This window comes from Nocardia sp. NPDC005746 (genome assembly GCF_040630785.1).
Lineage (GTDB): Bacteria > Actinomycetota > Actinomycetes > Mycobacteriales > Mycobacteriaceae > Nocardia.
In genome coordinates, this window is the sequence record NZ_JBEXYE010000003.1 from 190,818 (window position 1) to 214,764 (window position 23,947).

A 23,947-nucleotide genomic window follows, 5' to 3' on the forward strand; every position below is an offset into this window, starting at 1 on the left:
CTAGCGAGGAATCTCGATGCCCACGTGCGCCGCGCCGTCGCCGGGGAACGCGGTGGACAGCAGGTCCACGATCGATCCGGCGTCCACGCGCAGCGGTTTGATCACGCTGGTGGCGGGTTTCAGGACGGTGGCGATCTGCCCGAGGTCGGGTCCGATCAGCCGCAGGTATTCGTCGATCTTGGTGACCAGCGGCCCGATCGGATCGTCGAAGATGTGCTCGCCGATGTAGGAGTAGTTCTGGAACGCGGCGATGATGTGCAGCAGCTCGGGCAGCGCGGTGGTGAGATCCCCGGCGGCCGCGCTCAGCATGGGTGCGCGCCCGTCGAACTTGTCACCGAGGGTCTGCACGTTCGAGTACAGCCGCCCGATGGCTTCGCGCTTGTCCCGCAATAGATTCGCGGTGCCGACCAGCGCCTTGGTGAGGTTGGCGACCTCGGCGTCACGGCCCTCGAACCCGGCGGCCACGGTGGTGGCCAGATTCTGCAGTTTGGCCGGATCCAGTTGCGCGGTCAGGGCATCCAGTTTGGCGAGGGCGTCCCCGACGGTGGTCGCGACCCGCACCTGCCGGTTGGGCACCACGCTGCCGCCGCGCAGGAACGGCCCCGCGGTCCCGGTCGGCCGGAAGTCGAGGAACTGCTCCCCCGCCGCGGACAGGTTGGCGATCTGCACGACGCTGTCCACCGGAATCCGGTACTTGGCGTCGTATTCGAGGGTGACCGCCAGCCCGCGCGAGGTCGCACCGATATCACGCACCTTGCCGATGGGCAGGCCGCGCAGCGTCACCTGGGAGGTCTTCATCAGCCCGCCCGACCCGTCGAGCAGCACGGTGACGGTGTTGTTCTGGCGGCGCGGATCCAGATTCAGCACCCCGACCGCCATGTAGCCGCCGCACACGAAGGTCAGCACCAGCAGCATGACCATCGACACCGGCCCGGACAGTGAGAGCTTCATTCAGGGCACCATCCCGATCCCGCGCAGCGTGCCGATCAGCTGATCGGCCTGCGCGTCGGCGGCGGACACATTGCGCACCTTCACATCCGGCGCGTTCAGGAAGGGAATGATCTTCTCCTTCAGCAGCGTGTGAACGGTGTCGAGGTTGGCCGCCAGGGTCAGGTCCGCGTACCCCGCCGTCACCGCGGTCGGCGCGAGCACCGACACGATCGACCGGAAGTCCCCCAGATGCGGCAGCACCAGGTCGCCGGCGTTCTTGGCGAGCGGACCGCCGCTGATGATCAGATTCACCACCGCCAGCAGCACATCCGATAGTCCGGCGGCCCGATCCGGTCCGAGGGTGAGGATCCGATCCACCGCCCCGCGACCGGATTCCAGCTTCCCGGTGATCTGCTGCGCCGAGGTGAGAATGCGATTCAGCTCGTCGGTGTGGGTGGCCATATCGTGCAGGGCCGCCCGGCCCGCCCGGTTGACCCGGTCCAACTCGGCCGGGTCCGACGGGAACGCGGCATTCACGTCGGTCACCAGTTTCTGGATGTCGGACCATCGTCCGCCGGTGATGATGTTCGACAGCGCCCGCAGAATGTCCTCGACATTGGTGGCGGGAATGGTCTGCGACACCGGAATCACATCGCCATTGCCGAGCAGTGTGCCGCCGGCGTTCTTGGGCGCTTCCAGCGCGATATGGATGTCGCCGAGAATGGTGGACTGCCGCAACTCCGCCGTCGTGGACTTCGACAGTTCGGCGTCGGTGTGCAGTTTCACCGTCGCCACCGCGGTGGTCCCGATCAGCTCGATGTGGTCGAGCATGCCGACCTCGACACCGTCGGAGATCACCTTGGCGCGGTCGGGCAGATTCAGCACCGACCCGAATTCGATGCGCACCGTATAGGTGTCGCCGGAGGGGTAGGTGCCGGGAATCGGGATATCGGTGGCCTTCACCCCGCAGCCGGTCAGAACCAGCGCGGCGGCGGTGACCACCGGCAGCAGCCGGACGACCGCGCGCCTCATTTCGCACCCGCCTGCGGTAGCTGCGCGGCCAGCGGCGGCAGCGCGGTGAGCAGCGAGGTGATGTCGCCCTGATGCTGCTGCACGAAGGTGTGCGCCTGCGGCAGCACCACATCCAACAGGCTGTAGATCTGCTGATCGTATTTCCCGGCATTGCGCGCGATCACCGGCAGGAATTCGACCGCGATATCGACCGCCCCGGAGAATTCGGCCGAGAACTGCCCGATCAACTGCAAACCGTTGCGCAGATTGCTCAGCACCTGCGCCATATTCGGCCAGTTGGTCACGAACATGGTGGTGAGCTGATCCAGATTGTCGACCAGCCGCCGGAACGCGGCGTCCTTCCGCGCGGGATCACCGACGACCGCGGACAGCCGCTGCAGCAATTGATTCCACTGCTGCCCGGTCCCGTCGATCGCCCTATCGGCCGCGGTCAGGGTGTCATCCAGCAGCGAATCCGGCTTACCGGCGCCACCCCCGGTCAGATCACCGGCCAGTGTGCCCATCGCGTCGAGCGCCTCACTGATCCCGATGGGCGTCTTGGTCCGTTCCATCGGAATGCATGTCGCCGTGTCGAATCGCGGGCCGCCGGTGTAAGGCTTGGTCAGCTCCAAGTGCCGGTCGGTCACGATGGAACTCGACATGGTGACGGCCGCGATATCGGCGGGCAGTTTCACCGAGTCCTTGACGCTCAAGGTGACCCGCATACGGTCGCCCAGCGCCTCGATCTTGGACACGGTGCCGACCTCGACCCCGAGCATGGTCACACTGTTGCCCTCGTACAGTCCGACGGTGTCGGTGAACTCGGCGCACACGTTCTGCTTCGGATCGCGGACGGTCGTCGCCCACGACACCCCCACCGCGCCGGCCGCCACCACCGCGACGGCGACGCCGGCGGCGAGTGCTGTTCTGCCCCAGTTCATTCAGCACGCCTTGCCTTCGAAGGGAATGCACAGCCGGACGCCGGCGGCCGGGTCCTTGACCTGCACCTGAGTGCCCAGCAGCCCGCTGAGCCGGTTGATCACCTCGCGCATTCCGGTGATCACGGTGTCGAGCCGGTTCGGGTCCTCCATGAGTTTGGAGAACAGCTGCTCGAACTGGGTGACCGACGGCTCGATGCCGTCATAGGCCATGAGCGGCCGGTGCAGCACGATCAGGAACCGTTTGAGCAGGGCGAACATGCTGACGATGTCGTTCTTGCGGTTGCCGAGCCGGTCGGCCACGGTACCCAGCTGTTTCACGAAATCCGCCAGCAGCGCTTTGTCGTCGGCGGTGGCGGCGATGTACTCGTCGGAGACGGTGAGCGCGCTGTTGAGCTGATCGGTGCGCTCGGCCAGCAGCCCGGTGAGCTCGTTGGCATTGCCGATCACCCCGCGCAGTGCGTCGGGCTGTTGCGCCAGCGCCGAATTCAGCTGCCCGATGGTGTCGCGCATGGTGGTGGCGTCGACCTTGCCGAATACCGGGGTGCCCTGGTCGAGAATGTCGCTCAGCTCGAACGGGGTGGTGGTGCGCTCGGGCGGGATGTGCTTCGACGCCAGGTCCTTGTCCCCGGCCGGGGCCAGCGCCAGGTAGTGGCCGCCGATCGGGGTCAGCATCTTGACCTCCACCGCCGACCGGTCCCCCACCCGCACATCGCGGTTCACGGTGAAAGCGACCTCCACGTGATCCCCGACCAGGTCCACGGCACGGATCTTGCCGACATTGATCCCCGCCACCCGCACCTCGTCGCCCGGCCGGGCCCCGCCCGACATCCGGAAGTCGGCGACGTAGGTGCGCTGCCCGAACGGGATCACGTACACCGCGCCCGCGACGGCCAGCGCGATCACGCACACCACGACACCGGCGATACCCCAGCGCAATTGCGTGTTCTGGTCCCCGCGACCGGTGAGCACGTCCCGGATCAGCTCGCCCATCCGGGCGATCAACGCTTTCATCAGTTGCACACCACCAGGTTCTGGTTGGACAGGATGACACCGGCTACCGCGGGCAGCGCGGCCTCACCGTGGGAGCAGGTGATGCGCGGCTTGGACCCCTGCCCGGGGACCGTCTGATTCAGCCCGGTCACCAATTGCGGTGCGAGAGCCAGGATCTGGGTCAGCTCGTCGGTCTGGGGCACCAGCCGCCGGAGCAGTCCGTCGACCGGACCGTAGGCGGTGTCGTAGGCGTCGCGGGTCTCCTCCAGCAGCGGCACCACCGGCGCCAGCAGGGTTTTCGCGGTGTCGACCGCGCTCAGCATGGCCTGGGTCTTGGCGGTGAACTGGTGCAGGATGCCCGAGAGCTGCTGCACCAGGTCGCCGACCGCCTTCGACTTGCCGCCGATGGCGTCGGCGACCACGCCCAGATTGCGGATGAGCAGCACGATCACGGCCTCGCTGTTACGGGCGTGCTTGGTGAGCGTGTCCACGTCCGCGAGCACCGGCCCGATCCCGGACCCGTCACCCTGGATGACGCGCAGCAGGTTGGTGCCGAGCTGGTTGAGCTGCGCGGGATCGAGCGTGTCGAACATCGGCTTGAAGCCGTTGAACAGCTTGGACACATCGAAGCTCGGGATGGTGCGCTCGACCGGGATCGTCGTCCCGGCGGCTATTTTCGTGCGCCCCGGCCCCTCGGTGAGCAGTTCGACGTACCGCTGACCGATGAGGTTCTGGTATCGCACCGCGGCCTTGGTGTTGTCGTACACCGGCCGCTCCCGGTCCACCGTGAAGTGCACCCGTGCCCGGCTGCCGTCCAGCGACACCGTCTCCACCTTCCCGACCGCGACACCGGACATGCGCACCGAGTCCCCGGCGAACAGGCCCGACACATCGGTGAACACCGCGTCGTAGGTGACCTTGTCGCCGGGGATCGGCGTCCGCAGCGCGGTCACGATGAAGGTGGTGCACCCGGCCACGACCAGCAGGAACGCGACCAGTTTGAGGGCCGACCTGGTGACCTCGCTCATTTGGCCCCTCCCCCGAGCGAATCCGCCAGGTACGGCATGGTTTTCGCGATCAGCTCGACCTGCAGCCGCACCCGGCCGTCGACCACCGGGAACGCCCCGTCCATGGCCCGCAGCAGATTCGGGACCCGATTGTGGGCCGCGGCCACCGAGCCCACGGACACGCTGATCGGCACCGCCACGTCGAGAATGCCGTCGAGGACCTTCTCCAGCTCCGGGTTGTTCTGCTGCAGCAGATTCGAGATGCCCACCAGCACCGCGTCGTCGACGCCGTGGGTGGAACGGTTGGTGCGCGCCCGGTTCTCCGGATCCCCGAAGTAGGCGCTCTGCTCGAGCACCGCCAGGATGGCGTGCCCGGCCGCGGGCGTCACGTCCCCGAACGCGCCGGTCATGTCGCCGCCGATGCGCAGGTAGTGCGCGAGACTGTTCTGCTGTCCGTCGGCCAGGGTGCGCGCGGTCTCGAAGAACGACCGCAGGACCGGGCCCATGCCGGCGGCATTGTCGAGCATCAGATCGAACAGCCGGTGCACGGCCGCCGAATCCAGCACCTGGGTCAGGCGCGCCGCCCGCCGGAACACTCCGGCGACGGTGGCATTGGTGGCGCCCGCCCCGATCTGGAGCACGGCGTGCTCACGCAACCTTTTGCCGTCGGTGCCGGGCACCAATTCGATGGCGCTGGAACCGAACACGTTCGACGAGGTGAACCGCGCCGTGACATCGTCGGTCAGCGCGTCGGCCTGTCGCCGGTCGATCCGCAATCCGATGCGCTGATGCCCGTAGCCCACGGTCTCGACGGTCGACACCGTCCCGATCGCGTACCCGCGGAATTTCACCTCCGCTCCCGGCGCCAGCCCCTCGCCGAGGGTCGCCGCATCGACGGTAACCTCGAACCGATCCGCGAAAGAGCCTCGGGCATAAGAACTCACGACAATCGTCACAGTGACGAGGACGACGGCGACCACCAGGCCGCGCAATCGCAGCAGCCACGGTCCGGCGCTACGGCCGGAATGATCCTTGAAGACGGCCATGTTTCACCCCGAGATCCGGATGCCGACATCCAGGCCCCAGATCACGATCGTCAGGATCATGTCCAGGATGACCACCAGCACCAGGCTGGCGCGAATGGCGCGACCCGAGGCCCGGCCCACGCCCTCCGGCCCGCCCGAGGCGTAGAAGCCCTGGTAGCCGTGGATGAGAATGATGGTGACCACGAAGATCGTCGCCTTGATCAGCGAGGCGACTACGTCGCCGGGCTGCAGGAAAGCGTCGAAATAGTGGTAGTAGGTGCCCGAGGACTGCCCGTGCAGGACGTTCACCACGGTCGCGCACGACAGGTACGACAGGATCAGGGTGAGCAGGTGCAGCGGCACGATGGTGATCGCGCCCGCGATCACACGGGTGGTCACCACGAACGGCATGGGCCGAATGCCGATGGCCTCCAACGCGTCGATCTCCTCGGAGATGCGCATGGCCCCGATCTCGGCCGTCATCCGGCAGCCCGCCTGCGCCGCGAAACCGATGGCCGCCACCATGGGCGCCATCTCGCGGGTGTTGGCGTAGGCGGAGACGAACCCGGTCAGCGGGCCCATTCCGACCATGTTCAGCGCGGTGAAGCCCTCCACACCGATGGACCCGCCGACCGCGATGCCCAGGAAAGCCAGCACCGCCACGGTGCCGCCGCCGACGATGAGCGAGCCGGAGCCCCAGGTGATGTCGGACAGGATGAGCATGGTCTGACGCCGGTACACCCGCAGCGTGTGCGGGATGGCCGCCAGTACCTCGTAGACGAAAGTCGCTTGGTGACCGAGGGATTCGACCAGGGACACGGGCGCCTGCGCCGAGGCGCCGATCGCCCGCCCCGCGGTCCCGAGTGGGGTGTACTTCGCCGGTACCTGGGTCATCAGCCCACCTGCGTCGGGATGAACATCGACACCAGCTGCGTGATCACCAGATTCACGCCGAAGGCGGCGATCACGCCGATCACCACCGCCGCGTTCACGGCATTGGCCACGCCCTTGGGTCCGGCGGTGGCCTCCAGACCACGCTGGCACGACACGATGAGCACGATGACGCCGAAGAGGATCGACTTCACGATCGCCACCCACAGGTCGCTCATCTTGGCGAAGGCCGCGAACGCCGACAGGTACGAGCCGGGCGTCACGCCCTGGAAGCCGACGGCGATCACGTAACCGGTGAACACGCCCATGAAGATGATCAGCATGCACAGCAGCGGCGTCAGCGCGATCATGGCCGCCAGCCGCGGGGCGACCAGCCGCCGCACGGGGTCGATTCCCATGACGCGCAAGGCGTCCACCTCGTCGCGAATGGTGCGCGCGCCCAGGTCCGAGGAGATGGCCGAACCCGCCGCGCCGCCCAGCAGCAGCGCGGTCACCATGGGCGCGCCCTGCCGGATGACGCCGAGGCCGCCGGCCGCGCCGGACACCGAGCTCGCGCCGACCTGCTGGGTCAGGCTCCCCACCTGGACCGCCACGATCACGCCGAACGGAACCGACACCAGCACAGCGGGAATCGCGGTCACGCTGACGATGAACCAGCCCTGCTGGAGGGTGTCACGCCAAGGATGGCGAAGTGTGATGATATCGAGGATCAGGAACCGGAATGCCGCGATCGCCAGCTGAATGGTGCGGCCAAACGTGCGCAGCCCTGAGAGTACGAATTCGATTGCCTGCCATAGTGATTCCGGCCCCCGGACAACTTTCTCGACCAATGTTCACCACCCCACAGCCCCTACTGTTTGGTCGATGCCGACCGGTCCCTCTGTTGACCCGGTTCCGACTGACCGAGACAGTAATACAGATTTCGGACTGACGTGTCAGTCTTCACCGAAATAACCAGGGCCTTGACAGGGGTCGCAAGAGCGGAGAAAGATACGCGCGCCGCGCGAATAGCATGCCTTACCAGCACATTTCAGCAATGAGTGGGCAAATGCGAAATGCCACCGGACCATTCGGTTGGCCCAGTGGCATTTCAGATATAGCGAGGTGTTAGCTCAACTGCGGGCGTCTGCCCTCACGACTGTCCGGACAGTACGATCGCCTCGGCCAGCGGCAAGGATTCGTCGACGCACGCCCCCGCGTCCAGCACCGCTCCCCGGCCGATCAGGTCCCGCGCGACCCGGAACTCCGCCGGGCGGGCGATCGCCACCACACCGACGGCGCGGCCGTCGCGCAGCGCCAGCACGGTCGCGTCGCCGGACTCCGCGCTCCCCCGCGCGATCAGCTCGTCATCGGCCTGAATCACGCCCGCGAACTGCACGTTCCGGCCGTACTGCATCGACCAGCCCCACGGCACCTCCGCGGTCAGAGCGGGCAATCCGAGCATCGATCGCGCCGCCGCCGCACCCTGCGCCTGCGCGCTGTTCCAATGCTCCTCGCGGCGGTACCGGCCCGATTTCGGATCCAGTCGATTCACCGCGTCACCCGCGGCGAACACCCCCGGGGCCGACGTGCGATACCGCTCGTCCACCCGGATACCGTCGTCCACGGCCAGCCCACCGGTAACAGCGAGCCGAGTGTCCGGGACAGATCCGATCGCCACCAGCACCGCCGCGGCGGTCCAGATCCGGTCGTCCTCGGCCACGGCGACCACGTCGTTGCCGGTGTAGGCCAGGTGCGAGAGCCGCACCTCGGTCGAGATGGCCACCCCGTTGTCCGCGTGCAGCTTTCGGATGTAGTCACCGACGACGGCGGGCGCGACCCGCTCCAGCGGCGTGGTTCCGGCGTCGAGCACCGTCACCTCCGCGCCCAGACCCCGTGCGGTCGCGGCGACCTCGCAGCCGATGAGCCCGGCCCCGATGATCAGCAACGACGGATCCCGCTCCAGCGTCGCCCGCAGGGCTTCGGCCTCGGACCGGCCCCGCAGGGTGTGCACCGGCAACGCGGCGTCGGACACCACGGATCGATCCGAGGTCACCGCCAGCCGCCGCGACACGGCGCCGGTGGCCAGCAGCAGCGAGTCGTAGCCGATCGCGGTCCCGTCGGCCAACCACACCAGACCCGGTCCGGGATCGATGGATTCGACCGGCACGCCCACCCGCAGGTCGATGTCGTTGCCCGCCCAGAAGTCGGCGGGATGCAACAGCGACCGCCGGTCCTCGACCGCGCCGGCCAGCAGTTCCTTGGAGACCATCGGCCGCCGGTAGGGCGCGGTGGGTTCCGCGCCCAGCAGCACGATCTCCCCGGTGTAGCCCTCGGTGCGCAGGGTGCGCGCGGCGGTGGCCCCGGCCACGCCCGCGCCCACGATGACGATGCGCCCGCTCACGCGCGGCTGACCTCGACCATCTCGAAATCGCTCTTGGCCGCGCCGCAATCCGGGCAGGACCAGTCGTCGGGGATGTCGTCCCAGCGGGTGCCGGGCTCGATGCCGTCCTCGGGCCAGCCCAGCGCCTCGTCGTATTCGAAGCCGCACTGCAGGCAGCGGAAGAGTTTGAAGTCGGTGCTCATGTCAGTGTCCCTTCTGAGCGGAAGCCGGTTCGAAGTCGATCTTTTCGCGCACCCCGCAGTCGGGGCAGCACCAGTCGTCCGGGACGGCGGACCAGGCGGTACCCGCCGGGAAGCCCTCGCGCGGCGCGCCTTTCGCCTCGTCGTAGACGTAATCGCAGATCGGGCAGCGGTAGGAGGCCATCACGCCGCCACCCCGTACCGGGCGAGCACGCGGGCGCGCTTGCGGGGCTGGACGTTGGCGCGGGTGATGTCACCCGAATAGTGCTCGAGCACGCGGTGATCCATCACCTTGCGCCACAGTGGCGGGAAGTAAGCCAGTGAGATCATGCTCGCGTAACCGCTGGGCAGGTTCGGGGCGCCGTCCATACTGCGCAGGATCTGGTAGCGGCGGGTGGGGTTCGCGTGATGGTCGCTGTGCCGCTGCAGGTGGTAGAGGAAGATATTGGTGACGATGTGGTCGGAGTTCCAGCTGTGCTCCGGGGTGCAGCGCTCGTAACGGCCACTGGCGGTCTTCTGCCGCATCAGGCCGTAGTGCTCGAGGTAGTTCACCGTCTCCAGCAGGGTGAAGCCGTAGATCGCCTGGATCACCAGCCACGGCAGCACCGCCGGGCCGAACGCCACGGCCAGCGCGCCGAACAGCACCACCGACATCATCCACGCGTTGAGCACGTCGTTGCGGATCGTCCACGGCCGCTTGCCGAGCCGCTCCAGGCGCTTGGCCTCCAGCTCCCACGACGAGCGCAGGCTGCCCCACACACTGCGCGGCAGGAAGCTCCAGAAGGTCTCCGCGAAGCGGGCGCTGGCCGGGTCCTCCGGGGTGGCGACGCGGACGTGGTGGCCGCGGTTGTGCTCGATGTAGAAGTGGCCGTAGAACGTCTGGGCCAGGGTGATCTTCGACAGCCAGCGCTCGAGCTCGTCCTTCTTGTGGCCGAGTTCGTGCGCGGTGTTGATGCCGACGCCGCCCATCACTCCCATGCTCAGCGCCAGGCCCAGCTTGGAGATCAGGCCCAGGCCGCCGTCGACGCCCAGCCAGGACAGGTCGCTCGCGGTCCACAGGTAGCAGGCCACGGTCAGGCTCAGCAGCTGGAACGGGATGTAGGCGTAGGTGCAGTACCGGTAGTACTTGTCGTTCTCGAGGTACTCCATCACCTCGTCGGGCGGGTTCTGGCCGTCCGGGCCGAAGAAGCGGTCCAGGATCGGCAGCAGGACGTACACGATCAGCGGGCCGATCCACCACCACACCGGCGAGACCGCGGTCCAGCCGAACTCGTTGAAGGCCCAGACCAGAGCCATCGCCAGGAACAGGGCGGTCGGGGGAACGAGACCGAGCAGCCACAGATAGCGCTTGCGGTCACGCCACTGCGGGCGGGCCGTGGCCTCCGGCTCACTACCGCGTCCGGCTCGAGAATGAGACGTCGTCATTGCCGTACTCCTAGCGTTTACACTTTCTCAAGAACTGTATTCATTAGATACACTGTGATCCAGTCTGTCAACGACGAGACGAAAGTTGAGCCCATGTACGATCGGGACGTGGTTGAAGCACCGAACTTCCAGACCGAGATGCGGCTGTTGCTGCGCGAGCGGATCATCGAAGCGGGCCGGCGCATCGTCATCACCGAGGGCTGGGGCGCGGTGAACATGTCGCGGCTCGCCAAAGAGGTCGGCGTGAGCCGCCCGGTGCTCTACAAGGAGTTCGCCAACAAGCACGAGCTGGCCGAAGTGGTGATCCAGCAGGAGGTCGACACCTTCCTGGTGGGCATCTCCGAATGCCTCGCCGCACATCCGACCGAGGTCGCGACCGGGATGACCGCGGCGGCCGAATTCACGCTGCGGACCGGCGCCGACAACACGCTGATCAAGGCGGTGCTGGCCGGGCGATCGGAGACCGACAGCTCCCTGCTGCCGGTGCTGATGACCGAGACCGAGCCGGTGCTGGGCCGCGCGGTCACGGCGCTCTCGGCGGGCATCCGGTCGCAGTACGGACTGCCCGCGATGAGCGACGCCGAACTGACCTCGATGACCGAGGTGCTGGTCCGGCTCGCGCTGAGTCATCTGTTCCAGCCGACCGGGCCGATCGACCGGGCCGTGGGGCAGATCAACAAGGTGATCGTCGGCGCCTACGGCTCGGTGCTGTGAGGACGGCGCGGCACGCGAAGCAGCCTGCCGCGCCCCCGAATCGGGCTACGCGAGCCGCGCCGCCAGGCGGGTCGCGTTCATGTACGCGATCGCCTCGATACTGACCATCGGGTTCACCCCCGACGAGGTCGGGAAGCAGGAGGCGTCGGCCACCACGATGTTCGGCACCTCCCAGGTGACGCCGTCGGGATCGGTCGCCGAATCCGCGGCCGAACCGCCCATCCGGGCCGAGCCCATGATGTGCAGCGCGCCCATCGAGCAGCGGCCCGGCGCGTAGCCGGCGGCGGCCGCCCGGGCGGCGAAGTCCTCGTGGCTGCCCTCGACGCCCGGCGCGTAGCCGACGCCCGCCTGATGCCCGGAGAAGATCCGCTGCGCGCCTGCCGCCTCCAGAATGCTTGCGGCATTGACGATTCCGGTGTGCATGTGGGCGGCGTCGCGGGCCGAGAGCCGGTAGCGCACCACGGCCTCGCCCTGCTTGTCGGTCTCCACCGAGCCGTGGTCGCGGTCGCGGGTGATGACGCCGACGGCCACCGTGTTCGCCAGTTTCAGCATGCGGTCGCGATGCGCGGCCGCGCCGGTCCACGCCTGGAAGCCCACCGACAGGCCCGGGGTCATGGGCCCGGTCTCGTAGATGACGCCGTAGCCGTGGCCGTCCAGGTCGCGGTCCTGTTTGGAGTATCGGGTCTGCAGGCCGCCCTCCCACGGGCGGATCTCCTCGTCGAAGACGCCGAACACCGCGGTGGCCGGATGCAGTCGGAGATAGTCGCCGATGGCACGATTCGTCAGTCCGGAGCGGCGCAGCAGGGCGGGGGTCTGGATCGCCCCGGCGGCGACCACCACCGCGCGGGCCCGCACCCACACCGAATGCCCGTCCGCCGTCACGGCTTCCACGCCGGTGGCGGTGCCATTGCTGACCTCGATGCGCCGCACGTCGGTGCCGACGAACAGGCGCGCGCCCGCCGCGGCCGCATCCGCCAGCCAGGTCTTGACCGCCGACTGCTTGGCCCCGATGCGACAGCCGAAACCGCAACGCCCGCATTCGATTCCGGCATCGCAATCGCGGACGTTGCGGGGCAGCGGCTCGACGTGCCAGTCCAGTTTGCGCAGGCCACGTTCGAGGATCTCGTCGCGGCGCGAGGCGGGCGAATGGTCGAGGTTCACCCCGAGCCGGGACACCACCGCGTCGAGCGCGTCGGTGTACTCCTGCTCGGCGAACTGGCTCGCGCCCAGCCCGGCCCATTCCGCGCGCACGTCGTCCGGGGTGCGGAAGGAGGTGGTCCAGTTGACCACCGTGCCGCCGCCCAGCGCGCTGCCCGCCACCAGACTCAGCTGGCCCTCGGCGGTGGCGGCCGGACCCGGCGCGTACAGCTTCAGGAACCCTTCCTTCTCACCGATGCCGAAGTCCGGGTCGTCGAGGTAGTCGCCGCGTTCCAGCACAACGACATCCAGGCCCGCCTGGGCCAGGACCGCCGCGGCCGTCCCGCCGCCCGCACCCGACCCGATCACGACCACATCGCACACGACGGTCGTGTCGGAGTCCGGCCGCTCCGGGCTGAGCCCGCGTTTCGCGCCCTCCACCGGGCCGAACGCGGGCGGGAAGCCCATCTTGTCCCACACCGGATTCACCCCGGTCGGCCCCGGCGTCAGGTAGTAGGAGGTGACCGCGGCCCCCTTCAACGCCTGGAACAGCGCCCGCTTCTGCTCGATCCGGGAGTTGGCCATCCCGAGCAGCATGCGCTCCCGCTCCGCGGCGCCGAGCCGCGAGAACTTGCGCCACCCCGCCCCATTGAGCGCCCCGAACACCCGCGAATCCCACACGCGCATGAGCAGTTCGAACTGCCGCCGCTCCGCCTCCCGGGGATTGCGCCCGAGCAACTCGGTGACCGTGTCGACGACCCCCAACGCGGAAGCCGCCACCACCTCACCCCCGTCCCCCGGCGCGAAAGTGTCACACACCATCTCGAGTACGGCCCGCCGCGCCGCATCTGAACCCATGCCGCCATCATGCGCTACCCACCCGCCCCTGTCCCGGCAATTGCGGCACACCGCCCTCACATGCCGCGCCGGCGAATCCGCCTACCCTCGAATCGTTCCACCAGCCCTAGCGAACAGGACCGGTCTTGACCCTCGAACAGAACTGGGATCGCATCCGCGAGACCGTCTCTCGCGCCGCCCACTGCGCCCTCGCCTCGACCGACCCCGATGGCGCGCCGTCCATCGCACCGATCGGCACGGTGTTCCTGCGCGACGACACGACCGGCTTCTACTTCGACCAGTACGCCGAGGCGCTGGGCCGCAACCTGGATCGCGATCCGCGGGTCTGCCTGCTGGCGGTGGACGGCCGGGGACCGTTCTGGTTCCGTGCGCTGCTGACCGCGCGCTTCCCGTCGCCACCCGGAGTTCGGCTCTATGGAACCGCCGGTCCCACACGCGCCGCGACCGAGGACGAACTGCGGCGGGTACGGGCGCGAGTGCGACTCCCGGCGCGGCTCCCCGGCGGAAAACTGTTGTGGTCGGACTTCTCTCACGTCCGCGACATCACCTTCACCGACTACCGGCCGGTTCGGTACCCGCACATGATGTCCCACCTCTGGCAATAGGCCGCTGCCCGGATCGCGGAGTTGGCACGATTCGACACTTTCTCCGGCGCACGCCGGCATGCGACAGTTGCTCGGCCAGTGCTGTCGGGTGCCGACCGAATGTGGGGTGAAGGCATGATCATCGCGATCTGGGTGGTACTGCCGTACGCCGCTGTCGTGTCGTGTGCGGTCGGACATCTATGGCGGTATCGGCGCGACGGCTTCCGCGGCTATCTGTACGGCCCGCACATCGACAAGGCACAGCGGATCGGGATCGCGGCTGTGCGCATCGGCTTCCCGGTGGTGTTCGCGGTGCGGGTGGCCGAGATGCTCGCGGCGGGGCCACACACACGGCCCGAACACGACATCCAGGTCCTGCTGTCGGCGGTACAGATCGTGGCCGCGCCCGTCACCGTCGCCGGAGTGGCACTGATCCTTATCCCGCCCCTGATCTCCGCCGACGTGCGGCACCGGGTCACACCCCTGGATCGGCTCACGCTGCCACTGCTCAGCGCCGCGCTCCTGTCGGCCGTACTGGTCACCTTCGACGGCAGCGCCACCGACGGCCGCTACCGCGCCGCCGAGACCCTGTTCCCCTGGGCGCGTTCCCTACTGAGCCTGCACCCCAATCCCTCCGGCATGGATCACGCGCCGCTTCTGTATCAGGCGCGCGGGCTGATCGTGGTGGCGATCATCGCGATCTGGCCGTACACGCGGCTCTCCGGGATCCTGTCCGTACCCGTCCTGCGGCTGCTGCGGCAGGCGGTCCCCGCCCCCTATCGGTCCGCGCCCACGGTCTGATCCGTCCCACCATCGAGGTTTCCGGGAGATAGCTCCTATTTCTCAGAACTCCTGTTTCGCGCACGGCAGAACGATTGTTCGCATGTGCGCGGATATCACCTTGGATCCGAGTAATGCGGTACTCATGACGCCGCCGACGGAAGCGGCGACACTCGGGAAATGGCGCGCATTTTCCTCAGCCATTCCAGCCGGGACAACCGGCAGGCCATTGCGCTGAAGGCCTGGCTCGTCGCGCAGGACCCCGCTCTGGCCGATGAGATCTTCCTCGATCTGGATCCCGACACGGGGATCGCACCCGGGGTCCGATGGAAAGATGCCCTGGTCCGAGCTACTTCCCGATGCGAGGCAGTGATCTGCCTGCTGTCGGAGCACTGGGATTCCTCGCCGGAATGCCGCACCGAGCTACGGACCGCGGAGAACCTCAACAAACGGATCTTCGCCGCCCGCCTGGAACCATTCGTGAGCCGAGAATCGACCCGGGAGTGGCAGCAATTCGACCTGTTCCCCGCCGGACCGGCCACGGCGGTACCCGTCGCCGGGGGCCCGCCCGTCGAATTCGCGACCGAAGGACTGCGACGGCTGTGGCGGGGTTTGCGGGAAGCGGGTATCGGAGCCGAATATTTCGAGTGGCCGCCGACCGGTGACCCCGGGCGGGCGCCCTATCGGGGATGGGCGCCGTTCGACGCGGTCGACGCGGCCGTGTACTTCGGCCGGGACGCGCAGATCGTGCGCGGCCTGGACATGCTGCGCGGCATGCGGACCTCCCGCGTGGAGAACCTGTTCGTCATCCTCGGCCCGTCGGGCACCGGCAAATCGTCGTTCCTGCGGGCCGGACTACTCCCCCGCTTGCGGCGCGACGACCGGCACTTCCTGGTGCTCGACATCGTCCGCCCCGAACGGGCGGCGGTCACCGGCCCGGTCGGCCTGGCCGCATCCCTCTACGCGGTGCGACGGCGGTTGGGGCTCACGCAACCGACCCTCGGTGCGATCAAGGCGGCCTGCGCGTCCGACCCCACTCGGGTCACCACCTGGCTGCGGGAGGCACAGGACGCCGCCACGGCGGGAACGCCCGATTCCAGCGACACCGTGCCTCCGACGATCGTGCTACCGGTGGACCAGGCCGAGGAACTGTTCGGCAGTGAGGCCGGACGCGAAGCCGGGCTGTTCCAGTCGATTCTCGCCCATCTGGTCGACGACGGCCTGGATATCATTGCCGCACTGACCATTCGTGCCGATCGCTACGAACCGCTGCAGACCTCACCCGCCCTCGCCGCGGTGAAGAGCGTGGTATTCGACGAGTTGCGCCCGTTGCAACCCGCGCGGTTCGCCGAGGTCGTCCGGGGTCCGGCGGAGCGCGCCACCGCCGCGGGCAGTCCGCTCACGGTGCGCGAGGATCTCGTGGAACGACTGCTCGCCGACTGCGCGGACAGCGCCAACCCACTGCCACTGCTGTCCCTGACGCTGTGGCGGTTGTACCTCGACTACGCCGCCGCCGGCGAACTGACCAGCGCCGACTACACGGCGATGGGCGGAATGGCGCACGTGGTCGAGTCGGAAATCGATTCCATACTCGCCCAGGATGATTCGGAGCGACAACAACAACTGGCACACCTGCGCGCGGCCTTCGTGCCCTGGCTCGCCACCATCGCCTCGGACAATGATCAGCCGCTGCGCCGCATCGCCCGACTGACCGATCTACCCGCCGCCAGCCGCCCGCTCATCGCCGCGTTCGTCGACCACCGCCTCCTGGTCCAGGATGAACGCGGCGGCGAGACCACCATCGAGGTCGCGCTGGAAAGCCTGCTGAGCGAATGGCCCGCCCTCGCCCAATGGTTGCGCGAGGAAGCTGCCGATCTACGGACCGCCGACGGTCTCGACCGCGCCGCCACCGAATGGGAGAGCAGCGGGCGCGACGACGCCTGGCTGATCGAAGGCACCCGGCTGAGCGAGGCCGAGAAGGTCGCCGCCACTCCGGGTTTCGCCGATCGGCTGGCCTGCGCGCGCGAGTACCTCGCCGCGTCCCGGCAGCGGCAGGATGCCGAAATCGCAGCCGAACAGCAACGGCGCGAGAAGGAGCTGAACGACGCCCGCGCCTACGCCGACGGGCTCCGCCGCCGGACGCACATCCTGCGGGCGGTCCTGGCACTCACCGTCATCGCGGCCCTGGTCGCCGGATTCTTCGCGGTACGAACCACACTGGCACAGAACGAGGCCGATCGGCGGCTGCACGAAGCGACCGCCCTGCGCCTGGTCTCCGAAGGGCAAGCCATGCTCGCCGGAATCCGGCCCGGTGGTGACACGCGAGCCATCCAACAGATCCTCGCCGCGCGCCGGATCGGATCGCATGCCGACGACGGCGCGGTCCTCGACGCGCTGACAGTTACGGCCGACGAGGTGAAGATACTCGACACGCCCGCAGAGAATTCCGTCACGGCATTCACGGTCAGTCGCGACGGACGGCACGCAGCCTCGGCAAGTGCGGGAAAGATACAGCTTCGCGACGGCAGCACCGGGCGAGCCACGGGGGCACCATTCACCGCGCATGACCGTCTAGTCGAGAAGCTCGCATTCAGTCCAGATGGAACGCGCCTCGCCTCTGCGGGCAATGATGGAACTGTTCAGGTGTGGGATACACAGAACGGCTCGCATGTCGCTGGTCCGTTTCGGACCGGACAGACCGCGGTCGTATCGGTCGCGCTGAGTTCCGACGGACGCCACCTCGCCGCCGGAGTCTTTCCTGACACGATTCAGATCTGGGATATCGGTGCCGGACAACAGATCCGCGTGATTCCGACCACCGACGCACCACTACAGATGGCCTTTCCGTCCGGAGGAACCCGCCTGGTCGCCACGGCAGATTCCGGACTGGCGATGTGGGACATGGAGACGGGCAACGTGGTCGCGCGAACACCCGATCAGAAGTACAACTCCCAATTCGCTGTCGCGGCCGATCCGAGCGGCAGTCTGATCGTCTCCGGGGGTACCGACCGACTCGTTCACTTCTGGGACGCAACAACCTTGCAACCGGCCGGTGAGGCGCTGAGCGGCCACGGTGACAGCGTGGAAGCCGTGGCATTCAGTGCGGATGGGCGCCGCGTGGCGTCCGGCAGCTCCGACGGATCGATCCAGGTGTGGAATGCCGTATCCCGCCAGCCGATCGGCCACCCTCTGGTCGGGCATCGCGACAGGGTCAGCGGCGTGGGTTTCAGCAGCGACGGGCGCCATGTGCTGTCGGGTGGCGATCACAGCGTCCGGGTATGGGACGCCGATGCGGCCGCCACCATCGGCACCGTCTTGACCGAGGACGATGACGCGGTTCTGTCGGTTCGCTACAGCGCGGATGGCACTCGCCTCGTGTCCGCCGGCTCTCGGCGCGATCCGGATTCGAGTGCCCCCGGCGTCATTCGCGTGTGGGATACAGGCACAGGAGCGCTGCGAACGACTATTCCTACCGACCCGGTGTTTCCCTTCAATGCGTACTTCAGTCCGGACGGCAACCGGATCCTCGCCTACGAAGCCGGAATCACAGCGCCTTCCGATCGCGTCGTGACGACATTCGATGACTTGGACTTCACATATATCCTCGCGACCTTCGACTCCAAAACCGGTGCACCACTGAACAAATGGGATTCTGAAGGTCAGAAATCCGTCGCCGCGACGGCACTGAGCCCGGACGGCACGATATTCGCCACCATCGGCGGCGTGATACCGAAAATCCCCGATGAGGGGCACCGGGTGCACGACCCGAGATCACCGTCATTGGACTTCAGTGTCTACCTGTGGGATCCGACCACCGGGAAGCGTCTCGGTGCTCCGATCGATGAGCATTCGATGGTCGGCGCGGTAGCGTTCAGCCCGGACGGCCGGCGCATGGTGACCAATGGACTTCGCGAACTCCGGATGTGGGATGTGGCATCCCACCGTCAGATCGGCGAGCCGTTTTCCGACACCGACGCGCCGACGATGCTCGCGTTCAGCCCCGATGGCCAACGACTCGCCACGGCGAGCCAGGAATCCATCCGCCTGTTCGATGTCGACTCACGCAAGGTCATCGGCGATCCGATAGGAGACCCCGTGCTGAAGATCAATGCCGTGTCGTTCAGCCCGGACGGCCGATACCTGATCGCGGCCGCGGGCAAGACGATTCGGATCTGGGATGCGGCCTCCGGTCTACCTGTCGGCAAGCCGATCACCGGCCCCACCGACACCATCACCACATTGGCCGTCAGTCCCGACGGCCGCCAACTGGTGACCGCTAGCGACAAGGCGGGGACAATCAGCGTCTGGCCCGGCCCCTCCGCCTGGACGGACCGCCTGTGCGACAAGCTCGGCGCGAACATGAGCCAAAAGCAGTGGAACGAGTGGGTGTCCCCGGACATCCCCTACCGCGAGGCATGCGACGGTCTTCCGCGCGCCTCGGACTCCGGTACATGAGCGGGACCGACGATCAAGTCGTCGCCGAACTCTGGGCCGACCGGCTGCGCTGGTCACAGGCGGCCTGCCGGCTCAAGCGCCGCCTCGATCGCGCGCGGATCACGGCGTTCACGGCCAGCACCATCGGCGCGCTGTGCACGACCGCGGCTGCGACGGTGGCGCATTCGGGCGGTGTGGCACGGACCTGCGTCGCGGCGGTCGGCGCGGTGTGCCTGGCCCTGGCCGCTTTCGTCGGATTCCAGTACCTGACCCCGGATGCCGTCCGGGCGTGGACGCGGGCCCGGGCCACGTCGGAGGGCATCAAACGACTGATCTTCGAGTTCCGCGCGGGCGCCGGGACCAGCATCGATGCCCTGCGCCACCAGATGACCGAAATCGTCACCGCCGCCGCGGATCTGCTGCCGTACGTCGACAACGGCGCGCCGCAGCCGACCCCGCCGCCGCCCGCTCTGACACCGGAAGCATATGTCCGGCAACGACTCCAGGGTCAGATCGACTACTACCGGCCGACGGCCCGCCGATACACGCGGTACGCGACGCGCTGGCGCCGGTTCGCGATCGCGCTGGGTATGGTGACCGCGCTCGTCGCGGCCGCCGCGGCCATCGCGTCCGGCACCGGCCCCACCGCCCTGGCCCCCTGGGTCGCGGTCCTGACCACGGCCACCGCCAATGTCGCCGCCTACCTGACCGCGCAGCGCTACGACTACCTCGCCATGACCTACCTCACCACCGCCCACCGCCTCCGCGCTCTCGCCGACGACTGGGCCGCCGGAGTCCACGCCGACTGGCCCGCGTTCGTCTCCGCCTGCGAATCGGTGATCGCCACCGAGAACACCGCCTGGATGGCCAAGTGGACCGAGGGGTCCACCGCTGGTTCCTGATCGGCATTCGCTTGCCGAGGCAACGGAGCCGCACTGCCCGCGCCGACGGCCCGATCATTCCCGGAGGCGGGCTTCGAGGCCGCTAGAGTCGGGCGAGAAACGGTTCGCCGGTCACCACCCACGCCCGATGGGAGCCACCGTTATGCACGATGACCGCCGGTTGATCGAGGGCAGGCTCGGGCGGGTGCTCGACCGCATCAAACCCGCCGTATACCCGGAATCGACGCCGATGCGGGTGTCGATCTGGGAAGCGCCGGGCGAACCGGTGCCGGTGGCCGAGGGGATCGCCGCGCCGCGCACGCCGACCGCGCCGGGCACCCCGTGGGGCGCACCTTGGGGCACCAGCTGGCTGACCATCGAGGGCACGGTCCCGCCGGAGTGGGCGGGACGCACCGTCGAGGCCATCATCGACCTCGGGTTCGACGCGAACCAGACCGGATTCCAGTGCGAGGGTCTGGTGTACCGGCCCGACGGAACACCGGTGAAGGGGCTGCATCCGCGTAATCAGTGGGTGCGCATCGCCGCCCCGGCGCGCGGCGGCGAACAGGTGCTGTTCCATGTGGAGGCGGCGTCGAACCCGATCATCCCGTTCTTCGGGCCGACCGGGCTCGGCGACCTCGCCACCGCGGGCACCGATCCCCAATACCGTTTGGGTCGAATGGATCTCGTCGTCTTCGATGACGACGTGTGGCAGCTGGTCCAGGATCTCGAGGTGCTCGGCGAGCTCATGCACGAGATGCCCGAGGACCCCGCCCGCCGCTACGACATCGTACGGGCCATCGAACGCGCCCTCGACGCCATCGACCTGCAGGACGTCAACGCCGGGGCGAGCGCCGCCCGCGCCTGCCTGACCGAGGTGCTCGCGCGCCCGGCCGTGCCGTCCGCGCACCTGATCTCCGCGGTCGGGCACGCCCACATCGACACCGCCTGGCTCTGGCCGCTGCGCGAGACCGTCCGCAAGGTCGCGCGGACCACCGCCAATATGACCGCGCTGCTCGACGCGGAACCCGACTTCATCTACACCATGTCCCAAGCGGCGCAATACGATTTCCTCAAACAGCACCGGCCCGAGGTGTACGCCCGGGTCAAGCAAGCGGTCGCGGAGGGACGATTCGTGCCCGCGGGCGGCATGTGGGTCGAATCGGACACCAATATGCCCGGCTCCGAGGCCATGGCCCGCCAGTTCGTGCACGGCAAACGGTTCTTCCTCGAGGAATTCGGCATCGAGAACGACGAGGCGTGGCTGCCCGACACCTTCGGCTTCGCCGCCGGACTGCCACAGATCATCAAGGCCGCCGGATCCAAATGGCTACTCACCCAGAAGATCTCGTGGAGCCAGACCAACACCTTCCCGCACCACACCTTCCTGTGGGAGGGCATCGACGGCACCCGGATCTTCACCCACTTCCCGCCCGTCGACACCTACAACTGCTCCATGCAGGGCCGCGAGATCGCCCACGCCGCCAAGAATTTCAAGGAGAAGGGCCGCGCCAACCGGTCCCTCGCCCCGACCGGCTGGGGCGACGGCGGAGGCGGGACCACCCGGGAGATGATCGCGCGCGCCGCCCGCCTGCGTGACCTCGAGGGCTCACCGAAGGTCACCTGGGAGCGGCCCGCCGACTTCTTCGCCGCCGCCGAGGCCGAGTACGCGAACCCCGCCGTCTGGGTGGGCGAGCTGTACCTGGAACTGCACCGCGCCACCCTGACCAGCCAGGCCAAGACCAAACAAGGCAACCGGCGCAGTGAGCACCTACTGCGGGAAGCCGAACTGTGGGCCGCCACCGCGGCCGTCCGCACCGATTTCGAGTACCCCGCCGCCGACCTGGACCGGCTCTGGAAGACGGTGCTGCTGCACCAGTTCCACGACATCCTGCCCGGCTCGTCCATCGCGTGGGTGCATCGGGAGGCCGAGGCCACTTACGCGCGGGTGGCCGCCGAACTCTCGGCCATCATCGAGCGGGCGCAATGGGCGCTGGGCGGGGAACGGTCCGGCTCCCACGTCTTCAACCCCGCCCCGCACGCCTGGCGGGGTGTCCCGGCGGGCGGGGCGGGACCGGTGGTGCCCGGCCGCGGCGCGACGGTGACCGAGCGGCCGGACGGAGGGTTCGTGCTCGCCAACGACCGGACGCGCGTCGAGATCGACGCGCGCGGACTGGTCGTGTCGGTCTACGACCTCGGGCAGCGGCGCGAGACCCTGCCGCCGGGTGCGGCCGCGAATCTGCTCCAGCTGCACCAGGATTACCCGAATTCCTGGGACGCGTGGGACGTCGACCAGTTCTATCGCAATACCGTCACCGACCTCACCGAGGTGGACTTCCTGGTGGCGGAGTCCGGGGCCACCACCGACGTCGCCATCCGCATCGGCCGCTCCTTCGGCTCCTCCACCGTCGAGCAGGTCCTCACCCTGCGCCCGGACACCGGTGCGCTGGAGATCGCCACCACGGTCGACTGGCACGAGACGGAGAAGTTCCTCAAACTCGCCTTCCCCCTGGACATCCACGCCGACCGCTACGCCTCCGAAACCCAGTTCGGGCACCTGTACCGGCCCACGCACACCAACACCAGCTGGGAGTACGCCAAGTTCGAGGCCTGCAATCACCGCTTCATCCACCTGGCCGAACCCGGCTGGGGCGTGGCCCTGGTCAACGACTCCACCTACGGCCACGATCTGACCCGCGCGGTGCGGCCCGACGGCGGCACCACCATCACCGTCCGCGCGTCCCTGCTGCGCGCGCCGCGGTTCCCCGATCCGCAGACCGACCACGGCGCACACCATTTCCGGCACGCGCTGCTGCCGGGCGCCTCGATCACCGATGCCGTGCGCTCCGGATACCGGATCAATCTGCCGCCGGTCACCCCGGGCGTCGCCGAACCCGTGGCACCGCTGTTCACCGTCGACAATGACGACGTGGTGACCAGTGCCGTCAAATTGGCCGAGGACGGTTCCGGCGATGTCGTGATCCGGCTCTACGAAGCGGGCGGCGGTCGCGCAACCGCTTTGCTCACACCGGATTTCGAGTACTCCGGTTATCGCCGCTGCGACCTACTGGAGCGGCCATTACCCGAGGAAAACGTCATGGAATCCGCCGATGCGGGAATTCGACTGCGCCTGCGGCCTTTCCAGCTCATCACGCTCCGATTCACCCGGTAAATCATTGCCGCCACCGGATTTTCAGGACGACCTCACATAATCGAACCGGCGGCTGCTCTGATCCAGTGAGCGGAAACTCCCGACCTGCGTTCCCTGAGTCGGACAGAGGAGGGTCGTGCTCTTGACCATCGAGGTCGAATTCTCCGGCCGAGCCGCGTCTTCACCACTGTCTGCCATGCGCAGGGTGGCGGTGAATCCGCCCGACGGAATGACCGCGTACAGACCCTCACCGTTTCCTAACCGGGCGCTGCGGAAGGTGAGACCGCCCGCTCCGTCGAAACTCAGCACGGTCCCGGGTTCACCCTCGACGGCGAATTCCCCGCGGTAATCCCCCAGGCTCGATCCGCACGTGCCCGCGGCCCCGCTGATCGGCGCGTTCGCGGTCATCACGGCGGAAACCGCCAGCGTGAGCGCCGCCGCGACGGCGATCCTCGAACCAGGTCCAGCAGCCATTGCGCGTCCCTCTCGGTCGGGTCCTTCCGGCAGTCCACAATAGAAGCGGACGAAACACCCCCGGACACGCCGGTTCGTAACCGAAACGTGGTCTAGCACAGTCCATAACACGATAGTCCGAAAACATGCCGTTCCGACCGATTAGTTTGTCT

Annotated in this window: 20 protein-coding genes; 6 read left to right on the forward strand and 14 right to left on the reverse strand. The window is 68.0% G+C overall.

What is annotated here, in order from left to right:
• The 12 genes from ABZ412_RS07495 to ABZ412_RS07550 form a co-directional block, all read right to left on the reverse strand.
• Window positions 1-951: an MlaD family protein gene (locus ABZ412_RS07495; protein WP_357277544.1), complete on the reverse strand. Its 951-nt coding sequence runs from the start codon at window positions 949-951 to the stop codon at window positions 1-3.
• Entirely contained in the window at window positions 952-1,962 is a 1,011-nt protein-coding gene (locus ABZ412_RS07500) for an MlaD family protein (protein WP_357277546.1), read from the reverse strand.
• Window positions 1,959-2,882 (reverse strand): MCE family protein, encoded by a 924-nt coding sequence (locus ABZ412_RS07505; protein ID WP_357277549.1) that lies wholly within the window; start codon window positions 2,880-2,882, stop codon window positions 1,959-1,961. The genes ABZ412_RS07500 and ABZ412_RS07505 overlap by 4 nt, the downstream gene beginning before the upstream one ends.
• The gene (locus tag ABZ412_RS07510; protein WP_357278146.1) at window positions 2,883-3,893 is read right to left on the reverse strand and encodes an MCE family protein; all 1,011 of its coding nucleotides are present in this window, start codon (window positions 3,891-3,893) and stop codon (window positions 2,883-2,885) included.
• On the reverse strand, window positions 3,893-4,900 hold the full coding sequence (locus tag ABZ412_RS07515; RefSeq protein WP_357277552.1) for an MCE family protein: 1,008 nt from the start codon (window positions 4,898-4,900) through the stop codon (window positions 3,893-3,895). The genes ABZ412_RS07510 and ABZ412_RS07515 overlap by 1 nt, the downstream gene beginning before the upstream one ends.
• Window positions 4,897-5,925 carry an MlaD family protein gene (locus ABZ412_RS07520; RefSeq protein WP_357277554.1) on the reverse strand — a complete coding sequence of 343 codons (1,029 nt, stop codon included), beginning with the start codon at window positions 5,923-5,925 and terminating at the stop codon, window positions 4,897-4,899. The genes ABZ412_RS07515 and ABZ412_RS07520 overlap by 4 nt, the downstream gene beginning before the upstream one ends.
• Window positions 5,926-5,928: 3 nt before the next feature.
• Window positions 5,929-6,798, reverse strand: a complete 870-nt coding sequence (locus tag ABZ412_RS07525; protein WP_357277557.1) for an ABC transporter permease — start codon at window positions 6,796-6,798, stop codon at window positions 5,929-5,931.
• Window positions 6,798-7,580, reverse strand: a complete 783-nt coding sequence (locus ABZ412_RS07530; protein WP_357278149.1) for an ABC transporter permease — start codon at window positions 7,578-7,580, stop codon at window positions 6,798-6,800. Before ABZ412_RS07530 ends, ABZ412_RS07525 begins: the two co-directional genes overlap by 1 nt.
• A 347-nt stretch (window positions 7,581-7,927) precedes the next feature.
• The gene (locus tag ABZ412_RS07535; protein ID WP_357277559.1) at window positions 7,928-9,178 is read right to left on the reverse strand and encodes an FAD-dependent oxidoreductase; all 1,251 of its coding nucleotides are present in this window, start codon (window positions 9,176-9,178) and stop codon (window positions 7,928-7,930) included.
• Entirely contained in the window at window positions 9,175-9,360 is a 186-nt protein-coding gene (locus ABZ412_RS07540; RefSeq protein ID WP_357084824.1) for a rubredoxin, read from the reverse strand. The genes ABZ412_RS07535 and ABZ412_RS07540 overlap by 4 nt, the downstream gene beginning before the upstream one ends.
• A 1-nt stretch (window position 9,361) precedes the next feature.
• A complete protein-coding gene (locus tag ABZ412_RS07545) occupies window positions 9,362-9,541 on the reverse strand; it encodes a rubredoxin (protein ID WP_357278151.1) in 180 nt (59 codons plus the stop codon).
• The gene (locus tag ABZ412_RS07550; RefSeq protein ID WP_357277562.1) at window positions 9,541-10,782 is read right to left on the reverse strand and encodes an alkane 1-monooxygenase; all 1,242 of its coding nucleotides are present in this window, start codon (window positions 10,780-10,782) and stop codon (window positions 9,541-9,543) included. The genes ABZ412_RS07545 and ABZ412_RS07550 overlap by 1 nt, the downstream gene beginning before the upstream one ends.
• A 108-nt stretch (window positions 10,783-10,890) precedes the next feature.
• On the opposite strand from ABZ412_RS07550, the gene ABZ412_RS07555 reads away from it, so the two are divergent.
• Entirely contained in the window at window positions 10,891-11,496 is a 606-nt protein-coding gene (locus ABZ412_RS07555; RefSeq protein WP_357277564.1) for a TetR family transcriptional regulator, read from the forward strand.
• Between the two features lie 45 nt (window positions 11,497-11,541).
• On the opposite strand, the gene ABZ412_RS07560 is transcribed toward ABZ412_RS07555, so the two are convergent.
• Window positions 11,542-13,491: an FAD-dependent oxidoreductase gene (locus ABZ412_RS07560; RefSeq protein WP_357277567.1), complete on the reverse strand. Its 1,950-nt coding sequence runs from the start codon at window positions 13,489-13,491 to the stop codon at window positions 11,542-11,544.
• A gap of 125 nt (window positions 13,492-13,616) precedes the next feature.
• Here ABZ412_RS07560 and ABZ412_RS07565 point away from each other — a divergent pair, with 125 nt between their 5' ends.
• The 5 genes from ABZ412_RS07565 (at window position 13,617) to ABZ412_RS07585 (ending at window position 23,342) form a co-directional block, all read left to right on the forward strand.
• A complete protein-coding gene (locus ABZ412_RS07565) occupies window positions 13,617-14,096 on the forward strand; it encodes a pyridoxamine 5'-phosphate oxidase family protein (RefSeq protein ID WP_357277569.1) in 480 nt (159 codons plus the stop codon).
• Window positions 14,097-14,210: 114 nt separating this feature from the next.
• A complete protein-coding gene (locus tag ABZ412_RS07570) occupies window positions 14,211-14,876 on the forward strand; it encodes a respiratory nitrate reductase subunit gamma (protein ID WP_357277572.1) in 666 nt (221 codons plus the stop codon).
• Between the two features lie 159 nt (window positions 14,877-15,035).
• Window positions 15,036-19,310 carry a TIR domain-containing protein gene (locus ABZ412_RS07575; RefSeq protein ID WP_357277574.1) on the forward strand — a complete coding sequence of 1,425 codons (4,275 nt, stop codon included), beginning with the start codon at window positions 15,036-15,038 and terminating at the stop codon, window positions 19,308-19,310.
• Entirely contained in the window at window positions 19,307-20,191 is an 885-nt protein-coding gene (locus ABZ412_RS07580; RefSeq protein ID WP_357277576.1) for a DUF4231 domain-containing protein, read from the forward strand. Before ABZ412_RS07575 ends, ABZ412_RS07580 begins: the two co-directional genes overlap by 4 nt.
• Before the next feature lie 142 nt (window positions 20,192-20,333).
• The gene (locus ABZ412_RS07585) at window positions 20,334-23,342 is read left to right on the forward strand and encodes a glycoside hydrolase family 38 C-terminal domain-containing protein (RefSeq protein WP_357277578.1); all 3,009 of its coding nucleotides are present in this window, start codon (window positions 20,334-20,336) and stop codon (window positions 23,340-23,342) included.
• 21 nt (window positions 23,343-23,363) lie between these two features.
• Here ABZ412_RS07585 and ABZ412_RS07590 read toward each other — a convergent pair whose 3' ends face one another.
• Window positions 23,364-23,795 (reverse strand): hypothetical protein, encoded by a 432-nt coding sequence (locus ABZ412_RS07590; protein ID WP_357277580.1) that lies wholly within the window; start codon window positions 23,793-23,795, stop codon window positions 23,364-23,366.
• Between the last annotated feature and the right edge of the window lie 152 nt (window positions 23,796-23,947).